Below are 21,765 nucleotides of genomic sequence, written 5' to 3' on the forward strand. Positions count from 1 at the left end.
CATGTTTGCGCTGGTAGATGTGAATTCTTTTTATGCCAGCTGCGAAAAGGTGTTCCGACCCGATTTAAAAGAGTGGCCCGTGGTGGTGCTGTCGAATAACGACGGTTGCGTCATTGCCCGCAGCGTCGAGGCCGCGCGGCTGGGGATCAAAATGGGAGAGCCGTATTTTAAGCAAAGGGCGCTTTTTCAGCAGCACCGGATAGCGGTTTTCAGCAGCAATTATGAGCTTTACGCCGACATGAGTCAGCGGGTGATGTCGATTCTGGAAGAGATCATGCCCGGTATTGAGGTGTACAGTATCGATGAGGCTTTTTGCGATCTGTCCGGGGTTAATCACTGCCGGGATCTGACGGCGTTTGGCCTGGAAGTGCAGAGCATCCTGCGCCAGAGAACCCATTTAACCGTCGGCGTGGGTATTGCACCGACGAAAACGCTGGCTAAGCTGGCGAACCATGCCGCTAAAAAATGGCCGCAAACCAGAGGGGTGGTCGACCTGTCAAATCCTGAACGCCAGCGTAAACTGATGGCCCATCTGCCGGTTGACGAGGTGTGGGGCGTGGGCAGGCGGATCGCCAAAAAACTGGCAATAATGGGTATCGAAAATGTGCTGCAACTGGCCGATGCTGATATCCGTTTTATCAGAAAGCACTTTAGCGTCATTCTGGAAAGAACCGTCCGTGAACTTCGCGGCGAATCCTGCCTGCAAATAGACGAATTCATCCCCGAGAAGCAGGAGATCATGTGCTCCCGCTCTTTTGGCGAGCGTCTAAGCGATTATCAGCCCATGCGTGAAGCGGTAAGCTGGTATGCTTCGCGGGCGGCTGAAAGAATGCGCGGTCAGCATCAATACTGCCGCTTTATTTCCGTGTTTATTAAAACCTCGCCCTTCGATCCGTATCCCGCGCGCTATGACAACAGCGCTTCCCTGCGCCTTCATGTTCCCACCCAGGATACGCGTGACATTATCGACGCAGCCATAAAGTGCCTTGACGCCATCTGGCGGGAAGGGCATCGCTATCAAAAAGCAGGCGTTATGCTCAGCGACTTTTTCAGCCAGGGGGTTGCGCAGCTCAACCTGTTTGACAGCAATGCGCCACGCGTCAATAGCGAGCCGCTGATGGCGGTACTGGATGCGCTGAATAAGAAACAGGGGAGAGGAACGCTATTTTTTGCCGGGCAGGGCATTGAGCAGCAGTGGCAGATGAAGCGTGAAATGCTCTCGCCGCGCTATACCACGCGCTTTTCTGATTTACCGCGGGTGCGCCTGCGATAAACAAAAAGCCCGGTAGCGCTGCGCTTACCGGGCTTACAAACGAGTTGTGTGGATAACGCCGAATTAACGGCCGAACAGATCGCGTTTTTTCGGCTTAAAGGGCTGAGCAATCAGCACCAGAACCGCGATAACCAGGTAAGCGGCAAAAATACCGAGCAGCCATTGCGGCATTTCCAGCGTCAGGAACGACCATTGACGCTCGGCACAGTCACCGGAGGCAACGAACACCTGCGGCAGCCATTTGTCCAGCGGCAGCCAGCTCGGGAAGCGTGCAGCAAAGTCACAGGTCTGGAACGGCGACGGATGCAGCTGGATCATGGTGTGTTCCCACGCCAGTTGGACACCGCGCCAGGCGCTATACAGCCAGATGAAGATCGCGACGTAGCGCAGCGGCGTTTTAGGCGCTATCGCACCGACCAGACCCGCGCCCATCACACCGAACAGCGCGCTACGTTCGTAAATACACAGCACGCAGGGCTTGAGCAGCATACCGTGCTGGAACCACAGCGCGACCATCTCCAGCGCAAAGGCGGTCAGCGCCATCAACAACCATGCTCCGCGACCGCGTGAGCACTGGTTTAAAAATCGCAACATAATCATTTCCCTGGAACATGCTAAGAGACCGCAGTGTAAACGAAATCATTCAGGACGCCACTAGCAGCACAGAAAATATTGCGTAAATGCGTACTTACTATGCAGAAAGTCAAATCAAACGATAATGCTGCCAGCGAAGGATAAGAAATCGATATGCCAGCCGACGAAATAAAAGCTGAGAAATGAAACGGCGATCCCTTTTTAATTGATTATCCGTGCTATCTGCCTCGGGGGAGCTCTGGTATGATGAGTGAACGTTGCAACGCTGAGTAATGGAAACATCACTATGGTAATTAAGGCGCAAAGCCCGGCGGGTTTCGCTGAAGAGTACATTATTGAAAGCATCTGGAATAGCCGTTTCCCTCCGGGATCTATTCTGCCTGCTGAACGCGAACTCTCTGAATTAATTGGCGTAACGCGCACGACTTTACGTGAAGTATTGCAACGCCTGGCACGTGATGGCTGGCTGACCATTCAGCACGGTAAGCCGACAAAAGTGAATAATTTCTGGGAAACGTCCGGGCTGAATATCCTCGAAACGCTGGCGCGCCTCGATCACGAGAGCGTCCCGCAACTGATCGACAATTTGCTCTCGGTACGCACCAATATTTCAACCATCTTTATCCGCACCGCTTTCCGTCAGCATCCGGAGCGTGCGCTGGAGGTGCTGAATAGCGCCAGGGCAATTGAAGATCATGCCGATGCCTTTGCTGAGCTGGATTACAACATCTTTCGTGGGCTGGCCTTTGCCTCCGGCAATCCGATTTATGGTCTGATCCTCAATGGCATGAAAGGATTGTATACGCGCATTGGTCGCCACTACTTCGCCAACCCTGAAGCCCGCAGCCTGGCGCTGGGGTTTTATCATCGCCTGGTGGAGCTTTGCGAGCAGAGCCTGCATGAGCAAGTGTATGAAACGATCCGTCGCTATGGACGTGAAAGCGGTGAGATCTGGCATCGGATGCAAAAAACGCTGCCGGGCGATTTAGCCATTCAGGGCCGGTAATCAACGGGCTGGCCGGGTGAGGCACGATGCTCACCCGGCGCAACTTCTGTCTTACAGCGAACTCATCTTCGACGAACTGCGCTCCAGCAGTTCAACGCTGCCATCGGCATTCTGCTGTTCCAGCTGCACATCAAATCCCCACAGACGATGCACGTGTTTCAACACCTCGCGCCGCCCCTTATCCAGCGGGACGCGATTGTGCGGAATATAACGCAGGGTCAGTGAACGGTCTCCGCGCAAATCCACATTCCAGACCTGAATATTCGGCTCAAGGTTGCTCAGGTTGTACTGCGAGGAGAGGCGAGAGCGCAGTTCGCGATAACCCTCTTCATTGTGAATGGCGGAGATCTCCAGATAGTTGTGATGATCGTCATCCACCACGCTAAACAGACGGAAATCGCGCATGACCTTCGGTGAGAGGAACTGGCTGATAAAACTCTCGTCTTTAAAATCACGCATCGCGAAATGCAGCGTTTCCAGCCAGTCTGAACCGGCAATATCCGGGAACCAGTATTTATCCTCTTCCGTTGGCGACTGGCAAATCCGTTTGATGTCCTGGAACATTGCAAATCCCAGCGCATAAGGGTTAATCCCGCTATACCACTGACTGTTATACGGCGGCTGGAAAATCACGTTGGTGTGGCTGTGCAAAAACTCCAGCATAAACCGCTCGGTCACTTTTCCTTCATCATAAAGATGGTTGAGGATAGTGTAGTGCCAGAACGTGGCCCAGCCTTCGTTCATCACCTGCGTCTGTTTTTGCGGATAAAAATACTGGCTGACCTTGCGCACGATACGCAGGATCTCACGCTGCCACGGTTCCAGTAGCGGCGCATTCTTCTCCATAAAATAGAGCAGATTCTCCTGCGGCTCGGAGGGATAGCGCCGCGCTTCAATCACCGCTCGTTCTTCTTCGCGTTTAGGCAGCGTGCGCCACAGGGTATTCACCTGGCTTTGCAGATACTCTTCACGGCTTTTTTGCCGCGCCTTCTCCTCCTGGAGCGAGATTTTCTGCGGACGTTTGTAGCGATCCACACCGTAATTCATCAGAGCGTGACAGGAATCGAGTAGCTTCTCGACCTCATCCACACCGTAGCGTTCTTCGCACTGGGTAATGTAGTTACGCGCGAAAATCAGATAATCGACGATGGAACTGGCATCGGTCCAGCTACGGAACAGATAGTTATTTTTAAAGAAGGAGTTATGGCCGTAGCAGGCGTGCGCCATCACCAGCGCCTGCATGGTGATGGTGTTTTCTTCCATCAGATAGGCGATGCAGGGATTGGAATTGATCACAATCTCATACGCCAGCCCCTGCTGACCGTGCTTATACAGGCGCTCCGTCTCAATGAATTTTTTGCCGAACGACCAGTGCGGATAGTTAATCGGCATCCCGACGCTGGAATAGGCGTCCATCATCTGCTCTGAGGTGATGACTTCAATCTGGTGCGGGTAGGTATCCAGCCGATAGTGTTTTGCGACACGATCGATCTCCTGGAGATAAACTTCCAGTAGCTCAAACGTCCAGTCGGGTCCATCGCTCAAACGTATCGTGTCCTTATTCATGGAATCAATCGTTGCCATTAGCGCGCCCTCATTGTTGGCGACCCTCTCTGTCTGGAGAGCCTCATTTCAAGCATAGAACACCGGATAAAATGCGTGCAGGGTGAGAAATCTTTTCTTTACCGCCTTTCCCACGCAACGTAATAAAAAATAGTTGTTTGGCGGTTTTTTATGCTGGATAAAAATAACCTCCAGCAGGAGATGCCAAAAGCAGGCTTTCCATAGCTGACGGGCATGATGTGAGGTAGCTCACCATAAAAAAGTCGAATGTTGAATAATATTTTCATCTGGGTTATCAATTTGTAATCAGACGATTGTTCTTTTACTCATGATGGAGTGGATATGCACGTTGTCGTACTGGGAAGTGGCGTTGTAGGCGTGACCAGCGCCTGGTATTTACGTCAGGCAGGGCATGACGTAACGGTAATCGACAGGGCATCCGGCCCGGCACTGGAGACCAGCGCCGCCAACGCCGGACAAATTTCCCCCGGCTATGCTGCACCGTGGGCCGCGCCCGGTGTGCCGCTCAAGGCTATTAAGTGGATGTTTCAGCGCCACGCGCCGCTGGCCATCTCGCTCGACGGCACGCCGTCTCAGCTTAAATGGATGTGGCAAATGCTGTGCAACTGCGACACCCGGCACTATATGGAAAACAAAGGGCGAATGGTGCGTCTGGCCGAGTATAGTCGCGATTGCCTGAAGGCGCTGCGTGCTGAGACTGGCATCCAGTACGAAGGGCGGCAGGGCGGCACGCTTCAGTTATTCCGCACCGCGCAGCAGTATGAAAATGCCGCGCGGGATATTGCGGTGCTGGAAGAGGCGGGCGTGCCGTATCAGTTGCTGGAAGCCAGCCGTCTGGCGGAAGCCGAGCCTGCGCTGGCGGAAGTCTCGCACCGTCTTACCGGCGGGCTGCGGCTGCCGAATGACGAAACCGGCGACTGCCAGCTTTTCAGTCAGCGTCTGGCGGAAATGGCGCAGCAGGCCGGCGTGGTCTTCCGCTATAACACGCCGGTGGATCGGCTACTGTATGAAAGTAACAAAATTTACGCGGTGAAATGCGGGGATGAGATTGTCAAAGCCGATGCCTACGTGATGGCCTTTGGCTCGTACTCAACCTCAATGCTCAAAGGGCTGGTCGATATTCCGGTCTATCCGCTGAAGGGCTACTCGCTGACCATTCCCATTGCCGAAGAGGATGGTGCGCCCGTTTCAACTATCCTTGATGAAACCTACAAAATCGCCATTACCCGTTTTGAGCAGCGTATTCGCGTCGGCGGGATGGCGGAGATTGTCGGCTTTAATACCCAGCTATTACAGCCGCGCCGGGAAACGCTGGAAATGGTGGTTCGCGATCTCTTTCCACGCGGCGGGCAGGTTGAACAGGCGACCTTCTGGACCGGTCTGCGGCCAATGACGCCGGACGGCACACCAATCGTCGGGCGCACGGCATATAAAAATCTGTGGCTGAATACCGGCCACGGTACGCTGGGCTGGACCATGGCCTGCGGTTCCGGCCAGCTTATCAGCGATCTTATCTCCGGGCGGACGCCCGCCATTCCGTTCGACGATCTTGGCGTGGCGCGCTACGGGGCGGGTTTCAGACCGTCATCTTCCACGCATTTGCACGGTGCACACTCATAAGGAGCCGTTATGTCCCGACCTGTTCTTGCCACGCTGGATCTCAGCGCGCTGCGGCAGAATTTGCTTATTGTTCGCCGCGCCGCGCCTGATGCCCGTATCTGGTCGGTCGTGAAGGCGAACGCGTACGGACATGGACTGGATCGCGTCTGGAACGCCCTGGGTGCGACCGATGGCTTTGCGCTGCTCAATCTGGAAGAGGCGATTCTGTTACGCGAGCGCGGCTGGAAAGGGCCGATCCTGATGCTGGAAGGGTTCTTCCACGCTGATGAGCTGGAGCTGTTTGATAAGTACCGTCTGACGACCAGCATACACAGCAACTGGCAAATTAAAGTGATTCAGAACGCCCGTCTGCATGCGCCGCTGGATGTTTATTTGAAAATCAACAGCGGTATGAACCGTCTCGGTTTTATGCCGGATCGCGTTCACACGGTCTGGCAGCAGCTGCGAGGCCTGCGCAACGTCGGCGGACTGACGCTGATGGCGCATTTTGCCGATGCGGAAAAACCGGACGGCATCACCCATGCCATGCAGCGTATTGAACAGGGGGCCGAGGGAATTGACGCGCCACGCTCGCTGTCTAATTCGGCGGCGACGTTATGGCATCCAGAAGCCCATTTTGACTGGGTACGACCAGGTATTGTGCTGTACGGTGCCTCGCCTTCAGGACAGTGGCAGGATATCGCCGACAGCGGCCTGAAGCCAGTGATGACGCTGCGCAGCGAAATCATCGGCGTGCAGAATTTGAAAGCAGGAGACACGGTCGGCTACGGTAGCCGTTATCGCGCAGGTGGAGAGCAGCGGATTGGGATTGTCGCCTGTGGCTATGCCGATGGTTATCCGCGCCATGCACCTGACGGCACGCCAGTGCTGGTAGACGGCGTGCGCACCCGGCTGATTGGCGCGGTATCAATGGATATGCTGGCGGTGGATCTTACGCCTTGTCCCCAGGCAGGCATTGGCACCTCGGTTGAGTTGTGGGGGCAGGAGATTAAAATTGATGAGGTTGCAGCCGCCGCTGGCACTATCGGGTATGAATTAATGTGCGCCCTGGCAGCACGTGTGCCCGTTGTGACGGTGTAACGTTTGCTGGGGGGCTATTGGCTGGTGATGTACTCGCTTACTGTTGCCTGGACGCGCTGTGCAGGTCTGCCTGAAATTCGCTCTCTGGCAGGCCCGTTTTCAAATCTGAATTCTGCGTTATTGACGTGCAAACCAGCATAAATCTCCACAACCTGTTTTTTATGCGCCGGATCGCTCCGGCGCTGCGCAATATTGAGCCAGTATCCGCCTGATAGCAGCAGTGCCAGTACCGGCAGGAGGCCAATTTTTTTCTGCATACCGTCATCATCCTTAATGAAAAATACACTCTATAAGATATAAAGCACTGTGGTAATATACAGTGGTTAAGCAAAGGAACCGCGAACATGAAGAAAAAACAGGCCACACCCACTCCCCATGATGCGATGTTTAAACAGTTTCTGGCGCATCCTGACACCGCCAGAGATTTTATGGAACTGCATTTACCCACCGAGCTGCGCAGCCATTGTGATTTAAATACCCTGAAACTGGAATCAGGATCGTTTCTTGAAGATGATTTGCGCCCATATTATAGCGATGTCCTGTACAGCCTTAAAACCACCACGGGGAAGGGCTACATTCATGTACTGATTGAGCATCAAAGCAGGCCCGACAGCCACATGGCATTTCGCCTGATGCGGTATGCAATCGGTGCGATGCAGCGCCATCTGGATGCCGGACATCAAAAATTACCGTTGGTGATCCCGGTGCTGTTTTATGCCGGAAAACGCAGCCCTTATCCATACTCTACGTGCTGGCTTCAGGAATTTGATAACCCTGCGTTGGCTGAAAAATTATATAATAATGCCTTTCCGCTGGTGGATGTCACGGTCATCCCGGACGATGAGATCATGGAAAATCGCAGCATGGCGGCGCTCACACTGCTACAAAAACACATTTATCAGCGCGATTTAATTGAACTTATTGACAAACTGGGGCGGGTTTTGCGGGCGGATTACAATACCGGACAACAGGTAATATCGCTGGTAAACTACATTATACAGGTAGGGGAATCGGCAGACGCAGACGCTTTTTTACGCGAACTGGCACAGCGTGTGCCGCAGCACGGAGATAAACTCATGACCATTGCACAACAACTGGAACAGAAAGGGATTGAGAAAGGGATTGAAAAAGGCATGGAAAAAGGGCGAATTAATGAAGCGCTGAAAATAGCCCGTAACTTATTGCAACGGGGTATATCACACGACGTCATTCTGGAAGTCACCGGTTTGAGTGAGCGAGAATTAAAGCAACTGCATTCCTGAGAGTGAAACCGGTTCTCATCATTAACCAATTTGCTCACCCTGTGCCGCCTGCCCGGTGGCGCTGCGCTTACCGGGCCTACAATCTTAATGCCAGAATCAACCTTTACCGTAGGCCGGGCAAGGCGAAGCCGCCTCCCGGCATGATGCCCACAATAGCCAACGCCGTACCTCATGCCCGGTGGCGCTGCGCTTACCGGGCCTACAATCTTAATGCCAGAATCAACCTTTACTGTAGGCCGGGCAAGGCGAAGCCTCCTCCCGGCATAGCGCCCACAATAGCCAACACCGTACCTCATGCCCGGTGGCGCTGCGCTTACCGGGCCTACACTCTTAATGCCAGAATCAACCTTTACCGTAGGCCGGGCAAGGCGAAGCCGCCTCGCGGCATAACGCCCACAATAGCCAACGCCGTACCTCATGCCCGGTGGCGCTGCGCTTACCGGGCCTACGCTCTTAATGCCAGAATCAACCTTTACCGTAGGCCGGGCAAGGCGAAGCCGCCTCCCGGCATAGCGCCCACAATAGCCAGTGTCTCTGGCCGCTAGCGGCATGTCATCCTACCGATTCATCTTCCGCCACGCGCACGCCGACTTTGCGCACGTCGTTATCTTCTTTTTCCGCCACCGTCCACACCATCCCCGCAAATTCCACCTGATCGCCCACCACCGGCGCAGCACCGAGCAGACGCTGCACAATCTCACCCAGCGACTGCTGGCTATCACGGAACTCTTCCCCGCCTTCCAGCCCATAAATCATCGCCACATCGGCGAATTTGGCGCTGGCTTCAAGGATAAAGTCGCCAAAGAAACGCTGATCGAGCGATACCGGCGGTGAATGGCTGAATAATTTACCGAGCGCCGGGAGATCGCGCTCGCGGCCAATCACGCACAGCACATCGTTTTCCCGCAGCCGCGTGCTGCCGGTCGGATGCAGCAGCGCATTGTCGCGAAACAGCGCGGCGATGCGCGTTTCACGCGGCATATGCAGATCGCGCAGGGCGGCACCGACGCACCACTGATCGGCGCTAAGTTGATAAATAAACTGCTCCCACGGATTATCCGGGTGAATATCCAGCCCGACACGCGATTCCGGCCAGCCGACGGGAGGCACCACCACTTTGGCCTTTTTCGCGGCCCAGCCGAGCGACGTTCCCTGTAACAGCAGCGAAATCAGCACCACGAAGAAAGCGACGTTAAAAAACAGCCGCGCGTTTTCCAGACCCGCCATCATCGGGAATACGGCCAGAATAATCGGCACCGCGCCGCGCAGGCCCACCCAGCTGATAAAAATACGCTCGCGCAGATTAAACCCGCGAAACGGCAGCAGGGAGGCGAACACCGACAGCGGGCGAGCGACGAAAATCATCCATGCCGACAAAATCAGCGCCAGCACGGCAATGGGCAGCAGATCCGATGGCGTCACCAGCAGGCCCAGCACCAGGAACATGCCAATCTGCGACAGCCAGGCCAGACCATCAAAGTTTTGCAGAATGCCAAAGCGGTTGCGGATAGGACGATTCCCCAGCCAGAATCCGCACAGATACACCGCCAGAATGCCGCTGCCGTCAAGGGAGGTGGTCAGGGCAAACACCAGGATCCCGCCGCTCAGCGCCAGCAGCGGGTACAATCCGCCAGGCAGGCTAATACGGTTAATCATCTGCTGTAACAGATAACCGCCGGAAAGCCCAATCACAATACCCAGCCCGAACTGCTGAATAATATGCACCACGAACATCCAGCTCAGCGCGGTTTCATGCTGCTGGATCATCTCAATCAGAGTGATGGTTAAAAACACCGCCATCGGATCGTTACTGCCGGATTCAATCTCCAGCGTCGACCCCACACGCTCATTAAGCCCCTTACCGCCAAGCAGCGAAAACACTGCCGCCGCATCGGTCGAGCCGACAATCGCGCCGATCAGCAGACCTTCAATCATATTGAGCTGAAACAGCCACGCCGCCATCATGCCCGTCAGCCCGGAGGTGATCAACACGCCGACCGTCGCCAGCGAAATGGCCGGGCCCAGCGCCACGCGAAACGAACTGGCCTGGGTACGCATCCCGCCATCAAGCAGGATCACCGCCAGCGCCAGGTTACTGATCATATAGGCCAGCGGATAGTTATCGAAGGGAATGCCGCCAATGCCATCGACACCTGCCAGCATGCCGATAGCCAGAAAGATAACCAGGATAGGAATACCAAGACGCGACGAAAATGAACTCAATAAAATGCTACTGGTGATTAACACCGAACCCAGAATGAACAGACTAATTATCGCCGTGGCGTCCAAAGTTCACGTACTCCTCATCTTCGTGAATGGTCTTTACAAAAAAGTTACCATATTTGCAAGAATTCGATGAGACTAATACGTGCCATGAATGGATTTTTTTTAGGTATTTAGCACCGGATGACCGCTTACCGTCAGCGTCGAGGTTGCCCCGTGTTGAACCAGCGTCGCTTGTGCCCCCAGCGGTAACGTCACGGTGCGCGGCTCATGACCAAAATCCAGACCGCTAATGACGGGCACGCGAAGGCGCGAACGTAAATAGCGGCACATACTCTGGAGATCGTAACCGGCGTCATAGTCATTGGCGGCAACGCCGCTAAAACTGCCGAGCACGATGGCCTGCTGGCGGTTAAGGACGCCCGCATAATGAAGCTGGAGCAGCATACGCTCAACGCGGAACGGATGTTCGTTAATGTCTTCGACCACCAGAATGCCATTTTCAATCGTGGGCAGCCAGGGGGTGCCGATAAGTGAGACCAGCATCGCCAGATTGCCGCCCCACAGTATACCCGACGCCTGACAATCCGGGCCGTCGCTGCTCCACTCAAGCGTAAAGACAGGATTACGCAGCGCCTGCCAGAAATGGTATTCGGTAAACGCGTCCAGCGTTTCAGCCCCGAAATTGCCGGCCAGCATCGGGCCGCTGAAGGTGATCACGTTACCGGCCGCCAGCAGGCCCATCTGAATGGCGGTGAAATCACTGTGGCCACAAATCAACAGCGGATCCTGCTGCTGGCGTGCGACCAGGGCTGACCAGTCGATATCCTCCAGCAGACGGCTGGCCCCGTAGCCACCGCGTACCGCCATCACGATCCGGTTTTGCCCTTCAAGGGTCGCCAGACTGTTAATATCCGCCAGTCTGGCCTGCTCCGTACCAGCAAAACGCTGCTCGCGGCGCAGAATAGCCTCACGATTTTCCACCTGATGCCCGGCGGCTTCGAGACGTTCAACGCCGCGTGCGGCAGCAGCCTGGTTAATGCAATAGCCGGAGGGGGCAATAAGATGAATCAGAGACATGGCATTTCCTTGCTGGGAATGAAACGGTTATCATGCATTTAACCCCAACCGTTGTCATCCGCAGCGGCGGATCGCAGGTATAAAAGGATTGATGCGTGAAATTAAGATGGTTTGCTTTTTTGATTGTATTACTGGCCGGATGTTCGTCAAAACAGGATTATACCAACCCGCCGTGGAACCCTGAAGTGCCGGTGAAACGGGCAATGCAATGGATGCCGATAAGCCAGAAAGCGGGTGAGGCGTGGGGTGTCAGCCCGCGGCTGATTACGGCGATTATCGCCATCGAATCCGGCGGTAATCCGACGGTAGTCAGCAAATCTAATGCCGTAGGATTGATGCAGCTTAAAGCCTCAACGTCGGGGCGTGACGTGTATCGCCATATGGGCTGGAGTGGGCAGCCGTCCACCAGCGAGCTGAAAAATCCGGAACGCAATATCTCCATGGGCACCGCCTATTTGAGCATTCTGGAACACGGCGCGCTGGCGGGCATCAAAAATCCGGAAACCATGCAATACGCGCTGGTGGTGGCGTATGCCAACGGGGCAGGCGCATTGCTCAGAACCTTTTCGTCCGATCGCAAAGAAGCGATTGAAGAGATTAACGATTTAAGCCCGGACGAATTTGTTGAGCACGTTGCCGACAAGCATCCATCGCCGCAGGCTCCGCGCTACATCTGGAAGGTACAGAAAGCGATGGACGCCATGTAATCAGCGGACTTTTTTGGCGCGTTCGCGCGCCTCGCGCTCCAGCGAGAAAATAATCCGCTGGAGCTCGCGTTCCGCCGCCGGGTTGACGTTAAGGAAGCGAAAACTCAGGCGCGGCGTGCTGATGGTTTCATTCTTGCCGTCCACCACCTTGCGCTCGGTAATGGCAATCAGCTGCACATCAAAATGAAAACGCCCCCATTCACCCATATCCAGTTCAATTTGTGACAGACGCGCGCCTGGCTGCAAACTGTCCGGCGGCGCGTTGTCCATTAATGCGCCCATCCCGCCCAGCGACAAATCGTATAAACGGAAGCGAATGACACTGTTATCGGCAAGTTTTGCGTGACAGAAATAGGCCGGATGTAGCGGTGCGCTGATGCGAAAATATTCCCGGCGCTGCAAAAACCACAGCGACGGCGGCAGGGGGGTGACGAACGCCGGAAGCTGCTGCCAGGCGGCGCTACGCAGCGCGGGCAGGTGAAATTCCACCTTCGCGCCCTGGGTTTCGGCGGTGATCTCAATATTCTGCGCGCGCTGAACGGCGCTATTTTCATAATCCTGGCTGCCGAAATCGATGATCAGCTGTTCCTGCGTCACGTCCAGAATGCGACTGATAAACTGTCCGGACGCCCAGCACACGCGGATCGGAATCTGCTGCTTATGCAGATCGCGCAGCACGCCCAGTACCGCCAGCGGGTTCTGTTTAAGAAATTGTTCACTGTGATGAGTCACGCTCAATAATTCCCTGATGATATTTCTTTGCTGAAGTATCGGCGGCTGGCGGCAGAACTTCATAGCAGCGATTTATTTTTTTGCCAGTGAGAAAAATTTTCTCCTTCGCCGCACTTTTATCAGGATCTACCTATACTTGAAACGTTAGCGCAGGGAAACAACACCTGCATTTTGTGTGACTTACAGGAGGATGGACTAATGGGTATTATTGCCTGGATCGTATTTGGACTTATCGCAGGTATTATTGCCAAACTGATCATGCCGGGACGCGATGGTGGTGGTTTCTTCCTCACCTGTATCCTCGGGATTATTGGTGCGGTGGTCGGTGGCTGGCTGAGTACGCTGTTTGGTATTGGTGGCCCGGTAAGCGGCTTTAACCTGGGTAGCTTTATGGTCGCGGTGGTGGGTGCCATTGTGGTCCTGGCTATCTTCCGTATGGTACGCCGATAACCTGCATTGCCGTTTTCGCCGGGCAGCTTCTGCTGCCCGGCACATTCATCAAAAGTCGTAACCTACCGTCGCAATCACGCTACGTTCCGCTCCCACATAGCAGTTTCCCGTACCATAACAGCCCGCAACATAGTCACGATCGGTCAGGTTGTTAGCGTTGACCTGGACAAACGCCCCTTTCAGGGATGGCGTCCATGCGCCCAGATCGGCTCGCACCGACGCATCCAGCAGGGTCGTTGATGGCAGACGCTCGGTATTCTGATCGTCGGCCCACTGCTTACCGATATAACGCACGCCGGTGCCGACACTGATCCCGCCCGCAAACTGATAGTGCGCCCAGAACGAGGCCATCTGATCCGGCGTCAGCTGCGGCATATTCCCGTCGTTGCCGTCGAGTGAGTCCTGGAAGCGCAGACGGTTCCAGGTGTACGACGCAATGGTGCTCAGCTCAGGGGTGAGTTGATTACGTGCTTCCAGCTCCACGCCCTGCGAATGCACCTTACCGGCCGGAATAAAGGTCGCGGTGGCGATGTTAATATCGCGGGTTGCCACATCTTTCTGCGTTAAATCATAAATCGCCACGCTATACAGATCGGACGTACCCGGCGGCTGGAACTTCAGACCGGCTTCATACTGCTCGGCGGTCGTGGGTTTGAGCAGCGTACCGTCGGCACCCGCCAGCGTTGCCGGGGTGATGGCTTCGCTATAGCTGATATACGGTGATAAACCGTTTTCGAAGGCATAAAGCAGTGATGCGCGCGTGCTGACATGATCGTCCGAGCGACGGCTTTTGGTGCCGTTGCTGTCGCTGATCTGCTCAGACACGATGCGGTCGAAGCGCCCGGATAAGTCAAGATGCCAGCGGTTCCACACCATCTCATCCTGTAGATACGCCCCGGTCTGATAGTAACGGCGGTTGTTATAGTCGCTGTAGGTAATGGTGTGTCCGGTTTGCGGCGTATAGCCGGTATACGGGTTCAGCGCGGCGGCGTCGCCAGCGCCGGTCCACAAATCATTGCGGAAGCGGTGATATTCTCCGCCGAGGACGACGGTGTGTGCCACCTCACCGGTGGTGAAATCAGCCTGAACACGGTTGTCGGTAGACCAGGCGTCCAGCGATCCGCGCGAGCCACTGTAACCGCGCGCCAGATTGTCTGTACCGTCGATCCAGCCGACCTGGTAGACCTGATCCAGCGAGACGTTGGAGTGGGTGTAGCTGCCGCTGGAATGCACCGACCAGATATCATCAAACTGGTGGTCAAACTCCATGCTGTAAATCTGCTCGCGGCGCTTATAGCCATCGCCCGGATCGCCTTCATTGGTGCTGTTCGACAGTTTGCGACCGTTGTGCGCGTAGCGCGTACCGTCCAGCGGCAGCGAGCCGTGATAGCCGGCGGACGGATCTTTTTGCAGATACGCACGCAGCAGCAGGCTGGTGTCGGTGTCCGGCTGCCACAGCAGGGAAGGCGAGATGGCATAACGCTCTTCGCGAGTATGGTCGTACTGGGTATCGCTGGTGCGGGTCATGCCGATAATGCGGTATGCCCACTGGTCGTTGATGGCATCGGTATAATCAAACGCGCCGCCTTTGGTATTCTGCGTGCCTCCGCTCAGGCGGAAATGGCCCTCTGACGTAAACTGCGGGCGCTTAGAGGTCAAATTCACCAGCCCGCCCGGCACGCTCTGGCCATACAGCGCCGACGACGGGCCTTTCACCACATCCACGCGCTCAATAAACCACGGGTCGATCTGAATCACGTTATGGCTGCCGCCGTCGCTCATCAGGCGCATGCCGTCGAGGAACAGGTTATCCACGTCGCCGCCGTGGAAGCCGCGCAGTGATACGGTATCAAAGCGGGTCGCGCCGCCGCTAAAATTGGAGTACACCCCCGGCGTATAATTGAGTGCCTGACTGATGGTATTGGCACCTTGATCGTCCATCTGCTGACGCGTGACCACCGAGACCGACTGAGCGGTGGTAATCAGCGGTTCATCCGTTTTAGTGGAGCCGCGCGAGGTTTTCGCGGTGTAGCCTTTGGTTGGCGCAACGGCAGACTCAACGGGAGCGGCGGTCACCACCACCGTTTCTTCCGCCAGCGCAAGAGGGGGCAGCGCCAGCGCCAGGGCGCAGGCCAGCGTGGAGCGTTTAGCAATCAATCGGGTCATCGCACATTCCGGGGTTGTGTAAAATCGTAACAATGGAATGCGAATTATTATTGTTATCGTTTCTGTATTCAAGCGTTTTAGGCGCAGAAAGCCTTGCCAAATCAAGGGATTCAGCATTAAGTCGGTATCAGAAAAGGAAATTTAATGACGCAAGAGAGGACCCACTACCAGAACAGGTAGTGGGCCAGAGCGATTACTGCGCCTGTTTTTGGGTCAGTGCATCGTCATTTGCCGCCTGAGGACGAGAGGAAGGTACGTTGTCGCAGGGTTTTTCTTTTGGACAGACCAGGTCGAGCATTTTCAGCGTTACGCCGTTAGTCCAGCCGAAGCCATCCTGAAGCGGATACTCGCCACCGCCACCGCCAGTACCCGTGGAGCTGACATCATATTTTTCCACCAGCTTCTTCTCCCTGTCGTAAGTGTGCTGAACGTTGGTCAGGAAGCGCCAGGTGACATCCATCGCCACTTTTTCATGACCGTAATTTTGCAGACCTTCGGTCGCAACCCACTGGAGCGGGGCCCAGCCGTTCGGCGCATCCCACTGCTGTCCGGTATTGACGGTGGTGGTGGTAATACCGCCGGGTTTCAGCAACTGTGATGCGGTGGCGGTGGCAACTTTATCCGCCCGATCGTTCGCCGCCGCATTCACGTACAGCGGGAAGAGGGCGGCGGCAGTAAGCTGATTACGCACCTTCTTCGTTTTCAGATCGTAATCGGCGTACCAGCCCTCTTTATCGTTCCACAGGTAAGTTTCCATCGCCCGCTGGCGCGCGCTGGCCTCGGCGTCATACTGACTGGCTTTGGCGCTATCGCCGGCGGCTTTACTGGCACGGGCCAGTACTTTCTCCATCTTGAACATCAGCGAGTTCAAATCCACCGGCACGATGCTGGTGGTGCGCAGGGTGCCGAGCTTATTCGGATCGTCCATCCAGCGGGAGCTGAAGTCCCAGCCGGAAGCCGCCCCGGCACGCAGATCGCGATAAACCTCGGTCGCCGGACGATTCGGCGTATTTTTCGCGGTGGTCACATCGTCGAGCCACGATTCAGTACGCGGCGCGTCGCGCTCATCCCAGTAGCGATTGAGCACTGCGCCATCGTCCAGCTTAACCACCCGTTTATTGCTTTGCCCGGCGGCCAGCGAATCCGCGCCTTCCATCCAGTAGTTGTGCTCTTTTTCCAGCTGCGGCAGATACTGTTTTAACACCTCATCGCCTTTGTGATCGGCCAGCAACTCCACCATAAACGCAAAGAACGGCGGCTGCGAGCGGCTGAGATAGTAGCTGCGGTTGCCGTTCGGAATATGGCCGAAGTTGTCAATTTCATAAGCGAAGTTGGCGATCATATCCTCGATTTTATCCCAGTGACCGCTCTCTGCCAGACCCAGCATGGTGAAGTAGCTGTCCCAGTAATAGACCTCGCGGAAGCGCCCGCCGGGGACCACATAGGATTTGGGCAGCGGTAGCAGGGAATCCCACTTGCTCGCGCGATCGGTGGTGCGGGTCAGCACTGGCCACAGGTCGTCGATATGTGCGCGCAGACTCTGGCCCGCAGGCGGCACGTACTTGTCGCCTTCGCCCGGCAGCGTAAAGTTCACGTCTACAAAGTGGCGCAGATCAAAACCTTTCTGGCTGCGCTGCATCCGGTAATCGGCGAGGATCATCAGCGGATCGCCTTTCGGTATCGCATCGGCAAAGGTCTTCTGATCGGGGAACAGTTTGGCGCTCTGCACATCGGTAAAAAGCGGGCCGAGCAGGATATCTGGCGGTTGTTTGACCGCATCATCCGCCAGTGCGGATCCGGCAGCGAACAGCAGCGTGCCGAGGGCAATGTTCAGCGCCAGCACAGAAGGGCGGCGCGTAGCAGGTATTGTCATCGATTATTCTCCTTAGGCCAGGCGATCAGCGGATCCGCTGCAATCAACCATCTGAAAACCTTAGACGAATATCGGACAATACGGGCGACGAATGTGGCATTTTGCGGCGCAGCAGACATTTTCGCGCCGCAAAATAGCGCTAAAAACTATTCGCCACCTGGCATTTTGCGTCGCCGGTGACGTACCGTCGCGCCACTCTCCCAGAATACGACCCGCTGCTGAAGCCAGCGCACCGTCTGTGCGCCGCATAAGCCAATCAGTGCCAGCAATACGACGCCAGCAAACATGGTCGACAGACTCATACTGACCGAGCTTGAGGCGATCAGATAGCCGAGCCCGCTCTGTGCCGACAAAAATTCCGCCACCACCGCCCCGATTAACGCCAGCGCCACACCAATCTGTAGCCCGGCAAAAATCTCTCCCGCCGCTGAGGGAAGCTTAACGTGAAACAGCAGATAAATGCGCGACGCCGAAAACGCGCGGCAGGCATCCAGCAGGTCGACATCGGCACGACGAATGCCGTTCACGGTATTGACAAACAGCGGAAAGAAACAGACTAGCGTTACCAGCACGATTTTCGACAGCATGCCAAAGCCGAACCACACCAGAATGATCGGCCCCAGCGCCACTTTTGGGGTGGCCTGAAGGGCAATCAGCAGCGGATAAACAAATTGCTCAAAGGTGCGGGACTCCGCCAGCGTCACGCCAAGCACAATTGCCAGCAGGCTGCCGATCACATAGCCGCTCAGCGTTTCACCCAGCGTGGTGGCGATATGCGGCCACAGGCTACCGTCGCGAAAGCCATTAAGCAGCGCCTGCCAGACCGCCGCCGGAGAGGGCAACAAATAATCCGGAATGGCGAAAAAACGCACGCAGCCATCCCAGATCAGCAGCAATACGACGAGGCTAATAACAGGATACAGCAGCGGCAGAAATCTACGCATGGGTAAAATACCTCCGTAAATGCTGGCACAGGGCCATAAATTGCGGATCGGCCAGCGTTTCAAGGGTTCGTGGGCGCGCCAGCGGAACGGTCAGTTCCTCAACGATGCGTCCAGGGCGTGGCGACATCACCAGCACCCGGTCGGCGAGAAATACCGCCTCCTGAATGCTGTGAGTAATGAACAGCACGGATTTACGTTGCTGCCCCCAGATGCGCTGTAGCTCCAGCGTTAGCGCCTCCCGCGAGAGCGCATCCAGCGCGGCAAAAGGTTCATCCATCAATAAAAGCTGCGGATCGTGTAGCAGCATTCGGGCTATGCCCACCCGCTGCTGCATCCCGCCCGACAACTCAAAAGGGTAATCCCCTGCAAACTCGGCCAGCCCCACCAGATCGAGCAGCTGGCGGGCGCGGACTTTCGCCGGTTTGAGTGGCATTCCCAGCGTGCGTGCAGGAAGAAGAATGTTATCCAGCACGCTTTTCCACGGCAGCAGGTTAGGTTTCTGAAACACCACACCCGCATCGCGGCCTGGACCGTTAACGGGCTGTGAGGCCAGTAACACCTCGCCACGGGTGGCGTTTATCAGCCCGGCGGCAAGCTTAAGCACGGTGGATTTCCCACAGCCGGAAGGCCCCAGCAACGCAACAAACTCCCCATCGCCCACCTGTAAATCCACACCATTAAGAGCATCGATTTCACCCCGCCGGGTCGCATAGGTCAGGCCGACCCCGCGCAGTTCGAGGGCGGCACTCATGTTTCCTCCCGATGGGCAGCGACGGCGTCAGCGAGAAAGTCGAGTACCTGCGCCCAGCTTTGGCGATTAGCACGGGCATTAGCGACCGGCGTTCCGCCACCGTCAATGACCACGCCGGCGACCGGATGGACCCTGGCAATTTCGGTAGTGGGAACAAAAGGAAAACCGATGGCATGCCCGCTACGATCGTTTTGCTGATGTATTACCGGCCAGCGATGCTGGCGCGCGGTCAGCTCTGCGTTAATCCGTTGGCAGTAAACGTCAGAGGGCCAGAAGCCATCGTCCGTGCCGGAGATCAGCAGTACCGGCCCGGCAATACGCTCCACCGGAATACGCGCCGCTGCCAGACTGTGCGCATCCCGTTCGACATTAACAAACGCCGGGGCCTGGCGAATATGTACGCCAGGCTGTGCGGGGTGATCGAAGGCGTGCCAGTCGGCATGTGGGTTATCCTGCCAGATATTGCGCAGCGGCTGACCGCGCCACGTCCAGGCAGTGGCATCACGAGGTTCATCCGGGCGGCCCGCCCGCAGCGTGCCGTGGATCACCGCACTGGGGACGTAGCCAATCACCGCAGAAATGCGATCCGGGAAGGTGGCTCCCAGTAGCAGCGCCAGTTCACCGCCGCGCGAATGTCCGGCCACAGCGATAAAGCCACGACGGGGGTGCAGCGTTTCATAGGCCCAGTCCAGCGCGGTGGCGAAATATTCCAGCGGCGTGGCGGAAATAGTCTCCGGCCGACCGGGGGCCTTAAAATATGCCAGCGCAAAACCGAGATAGCCGTGAGCCGCCAGCAGCGCCGCCCGCTGCTCGGGCGTTCCCCCTCCGGAACCGTTTAACACGATCACCAGCGGGTGAGGGCCGTCGCCTGAGGGAATAAACAGCGTACCGGAGAGCCCGTTAGCACGCACTTCGCGGCGGATGACGCCCGCCGCCAGAAATCGCTGGATGATGACTGTATTCGCCGTCTGTCCTGCGGCGTCAGTGATGGTCAGCGTAACGTGTCGTGGCTGAAGAGTATCACTGAAGGTCGGGTCCACCGGTGGCGTGATCCGGCGCAGCGCCCAGATCGGTGCCATCGGCTCGCTTTCCGCCCAGTCGCCCTCCAGCGGCAGCGCAGTATCAGGATCCAGGGTGCCGTCTTCCCCCACCAAAAAGGCGGCGCTACTCTGCCAGCGGCTACCGTCAGGATGGTCCAGCGACGCCGTCAGGCGGGCGAGGCCCGGGGTTAACTGGTGGGCATGAAAACGACGCGGCTGGTCTATTAACCCGTCGATTACATCAACCTTAATGACCGGGCTCACCTGGCTGCCTCCGCCCTGGCACGCAGGGCTTGTTTATCAAAATCGTCAAATGCCGGGACAAAGTCATTAGAGAAAATTTTCTCGACCGGCACCTCAGCGCTGGGGAATTCTCCCGCCTTTGCCATTGCTGCGATGGCATTGCGGATCACCGCCAGATCGTACTCGCCGGGCTGACGGCGGGTACCGTCCGCGCGGTAGAGCGTGCGCTGGAGGCGGTTAGTGAGCAGCGTTTTGGCTTCGGTAAAGCCTTTGCCGTCGGCATCCGCTGGTTTGCTTTCCGGATGCTGTCGCCAGAAGGCGCGCACGCAGTAACCGGGGTTAATTTCGCAGACGTACTGCGCCTCGGTGTAAGCACGGCCAAAACGGCGGATCAGGTCGGGATGTTCTTTGAAAGTATCCTGATGGGCGATAAAACCATTACCCGGCGCTTCCTGGAACACATCAGGGTAGGGGATGCGGCGAATTTTGGTGCCGGTGAGTTCAAAGATATCGCCCCAGCTATTGTTGTAATTCAGGGCGTCAACCTGATGACTGCGTAAGGCCTGGAAGCCAGAACCCAGCACGCCGACGGCGACGAATTGCACGTTTTTGCCGGGTTCCAGCCCGGCTACTCGCAGCGCTGCACGACTGCCAGGCAAAGTGCCCCAGGTGAGGGCACCTACGCCGATGGTTTTTCCTTTTAAATCGGTCAGCGTTTTAACTGGCGAGTCGGCCAGTACGGTATATTCCATCGTCTGAGCGGGCGTTCCGTTATAAAAATAGCGCAGCGGCAACGGATTTTTGCCATTGAAATAGCTGGAGATAACGGGCTCTGCCACTGGATAGCCAAACGTCACGCGTTTACTGGCAACCTGTGGCAGCAGCGCGCCCGCCCCCTGAAAAACCAGTACCTTGACGGCGAGATTCTGCTCTTTAAACAGTCCCAACTCTTCCGCAGCCGCATAAGGTGCGCCATCGTGAACAGCAGGAGGAATGGCTAAGGCCACCGTCACGTCATCCGGCGTCTGTGCGTGTGCGACGCCGATAACACCGACAGTAAGTAACAACGAGGTTAAGCGCATGGTAAATCCTTGACCGTGTGAAAACGGCCAGGTTAGAGCATGCCTGTCTTCAGCA

19 protein-coding genes are annotated in these 21,765 nt (G+C 56.2%); 7 read left to right on the forward strand and 12 right to left on the reverse strand.

The window, feature by feature from the left end:
- Position 1 precedes the first annotated feature (1 nt).
- Positions 2-1,273 carry a translesion error-prone DNA polymerase V subunit UmuC gene (gene umuC, locus INT84_RS09935; RefSeq protein WP_194206647.1) on the forward strand — a complete coding sequence of 424 codons (1,272 nt, stop codon included), beginning with the start codon at positions 2-4 and terminating at the stop codon, positions 1,271-1,273.
- 63 nt (positions 1,274-1,336) lie between these two features.
- On the opposite strand, the gene dsbB is transcribed toward umuC, so the two are convergent.
- Positions 1,337-1,867, reverse strand: a complete 531-nt coding sequence (gene dsbB, locus INT84_RS09940) for a disulfide bond formation protein DsbB (protein ID WP_194206648.1) — start codon at positions 1,865-1,867, stop codon at positions 1,337-1,339.
- A gap of 286 nt (positions 1,868-2,153) precedes the next feature.
- On the opposite strand from dsbB, the gene fadR reads away from it, so the two are divergent.
- Positions 2,154-2,873 carry a fatty acid metabolism transcriptional regulator FadR gene (fadR, locus tag INT84_RS09945; protein ID WP_176918810.1) on the forward strand — a complete coding sequence of 240 codons (720 nt, stop codon included), beginning with the start codon at positions 2,154-2,156 and terminating at the stop codon, positions 2,871-2,873.
- A 51-nt stretch (positions 2,874-2,924) separates the two neighbouring features.
- Here the strand turns inward: fadR and INT84_RS09950 are convergent, their stop codons facing one another.
- Positions 2,925-4,457 carry a SpoVR family protein gene (locus tag INT84_RS09950; RefSeq protein ID WP_194206649.1) on the reverse strand — a complete coding sequence of 511 codons (1,533 nt, stop codon included), beginning with the start codon at positions 4,455-4,457 and terminating at the stop codon, positions 2,925-2,927.
- Between the two features lie 321 nt (positions 4,458-4,778).
- On the opposite strand from INT84_RS09950, the gene INT84_RS09955 reads away from it, so the two are divergent.
- Together INT84_RS09955 and dadX are read left to right on the forward strand one after the other, a co-directional pair.
- Positions 4,779-6,077, forward strand: coding sequence for a D-amino acid dehydrogenase (locus INT84_RS09955; RefSeq protein WP_194206650.1), 1,299 nt, complete (start codon positions 4,779-4,781; stop codon positions 6,075-6,077).
- A 9-nt stretch (positions 6,078-6,086) separates the two neighbouring features.
- Positions 6,087-7,157, forward strand: a complete 1,071-nt coding sequence (dadX, locus tag INT84_RS09960) for a catabolic alanine racemase DadX (RefSeq protein ID WP_194206651.1) — start codon at positions 6,087-6,089, stop codon at positions 7,155-7,157.
- A gap of 14 nt (positions 7,158-7,171) precedes the next feature.
- Here the strand turns inward: dadX and INT84_RS09965 are convergent, their stop codons facing one another.
- Positions 7,172-7,414, reverse strand: coding sequence for a hypothetical protein (locus INT84_RS09965; protein WP_194206652.1), 243 nt, complete (start codon positions 7,412-7,414; stop codon positions 7,172-7,174).
- 87 nt (positions 7,415-7,501) lie between these two features.
- Between INT84_RS09965 and INT84_RS09970 the strand changes: the two genes are divergently transcribed.
- On the forward strand, positions 7,502-8,419 hold the full coding sequence (locus INT84_RS09970) for an Rpn family recombination-promoting nuclease/putative transposase (RefSeq protein ID WP_194206653.1): 918 nt from the start codon (positions 7,502-7,504) through the stop codon (positions 8,417-8,419).
- 552 nt (positions 8,420-8,971) lie between these two features.
- Here INT84_RS09970 and INT84_RS09975 read toward each other — a convergent pair.
- Positions 8,972-10,708, reverse strand: coding sequence for a potassium/proton antiporter (locus tag INT84_RS09975; protein ID WP_194206654.1), 1,737 nt, complete (start codon positions 10,706-10,708; stop codon positions 8,972-8,974).
- 99 nt (positions 10,709-10,807) lie between these two features.
- Complete coding sequence (gene ldcA, locus INT84_RS09980) at positions 10,808-11,722, reverse strand: muramoyltetrapeptide carboxypeptidase (protein ID WP_194206655.1); 915 nt, start codon at positions 11,720-11,722, stop codon at positions 10,808-10,810.
- 95 nt (positions 11,723-11,817) lie between these two features.
- Here ldcA and emtA point away from each other — a divergent pair, with 95 nt between their 5' ends.
- On the forward strand, positions 11,818-12,429 hold the full coding sequence (gene emtA / locus INT84_RS09985; protein ID WP_103674742.1) for a membrane-bound lytic murein transglycosylase EmtA: 612 nt from the start codon (positions 11,818-11,820) through the stop codon (positions 12,427-12,429).
- Here emtA and INT84_RS09990 read toward each other — a convergent pair whose 3' ends face one another.
- Complete coding sequence (locus tag INT84_RS09990) at positions 12,430-13,161, reverse strand: flagellar brake protein (RefSeq protein WP_194206656.1); 732 nt, start codon at positions 13,159-13,161, stop codon at positions 12,430-12,432.
- 198 nt (positions 13,162-13,359) lie between these two features.
- On the opposite strand from INT84_RS09990, the gene INT84_RS09995 reads away from it, so the two are divergent.
- The gene (locus tag INT84_RS09995) at positions 13,360-13,611 is read left to right on the forward strand and encodes a GlsB/YeaQ/YmgE family stress response membrane protein (RefSeq protein ID WP_176917839.1); all 252 of its coding nucleotides are present in this window, start codon (positions 13,360-13,362) and stop codon (positions 13,609-13,611) included.
- 48 nt (positions 13,612-13,659) lie between these two features.
- On the opposite strand, the gene INT84_RS10000 is transcribed toward INT84_RS09995, so the two are convergent.
- The 6 genes from INT84_RS10000 to INT84_RS10025 form a co-directional block, all read right to left on the reverse strand.
- On the reverse strand, positions 13,660-15,777 hold the full coding sequence (locus tag INT84_RS10000; RefSeq protein WP_194206657.1) for a TonB-dependent siderophore receptor: 2,118 nt from the start codon (positions 15,775-15,777) through the stop codon (positions 13,660-13,662).
- 193 nt (positions 15,778-15,970) lie between these two features.
- Positions 15,971-17,650, reverse strand: a complete 1,680-nt coding sequence (locus INT84_RS10005) for an alpha,alpha-trehalase (protein WP_194206658.1) — start codon at positions 17,648-17,650, stop codon at positions 15,971-15,973.
- A 146-nt stretch (positions 17,651-17,796) separates the two neighbouring features.
- The gene (locus INT84_RS10010; protein ID WP_194206659.1) at positions 17,797-18,594 is read right to left on the reverse strand and encodes an ABC transporter permease; all 798 of its coding nucleotides are present in this window, start codon (positions 18,592-18,594) and stop codon (positions 17,797-17,799) included.
- Positions 18,587-19,345, reverse strand: a complete 759-nt coding sequence (locus INT84_RS10015; protein ID WP_194206660.1) for an ABC transporter ATP-binding protein — start codon at positions 19,343-19,345, stop codon at positions 18,587-18,589. Before INT84_RS10015 ends, INT84_RS10010 begins: the two co-directional genes overlap by 8 nt.
- Complete coding sequence (locus tag INT84_RS10020) at positions 19,342-20,649, reverse strand: acyl-CoA thioester hydrolase/BAAT C-terminal domain-containing protein (protein WP_194206661.1); 1,308 nt, start codon at positions 20,647-20,649, stop codon at positions 19,342-19,344. The genes INT84_RS10015 and INT84_RS10020 overlap by 4 nt, the downstream gene beginning before the upstream one ends.
- Complete coding sequence (locus tag INT84_RS10025; protein WP_194206662.1) at positions 20,646-21,710, reverse strand: ABC transporter substrate-binding protein; 1,065 nt, start codon at positions 21,708-21,710, stop codon at positions 20,646-20,648. The genes INT84_RS10020 and INT84_RS10025 overlap by 4 nt, the downstream gene beginning before the upstream one ends.
- Positions 21,711-21,765 lie beyond the last annotated feature (55 nt).

It is taken from the genome of Superficieibacter sp. 1612_C1, from assembly GCF_015234305.1.
GTDB lineage: Bacteria > Pseudomonadota > Gammaproteobacteria > Enterobacterales > Enterobacteriaceae > Superficieibacter.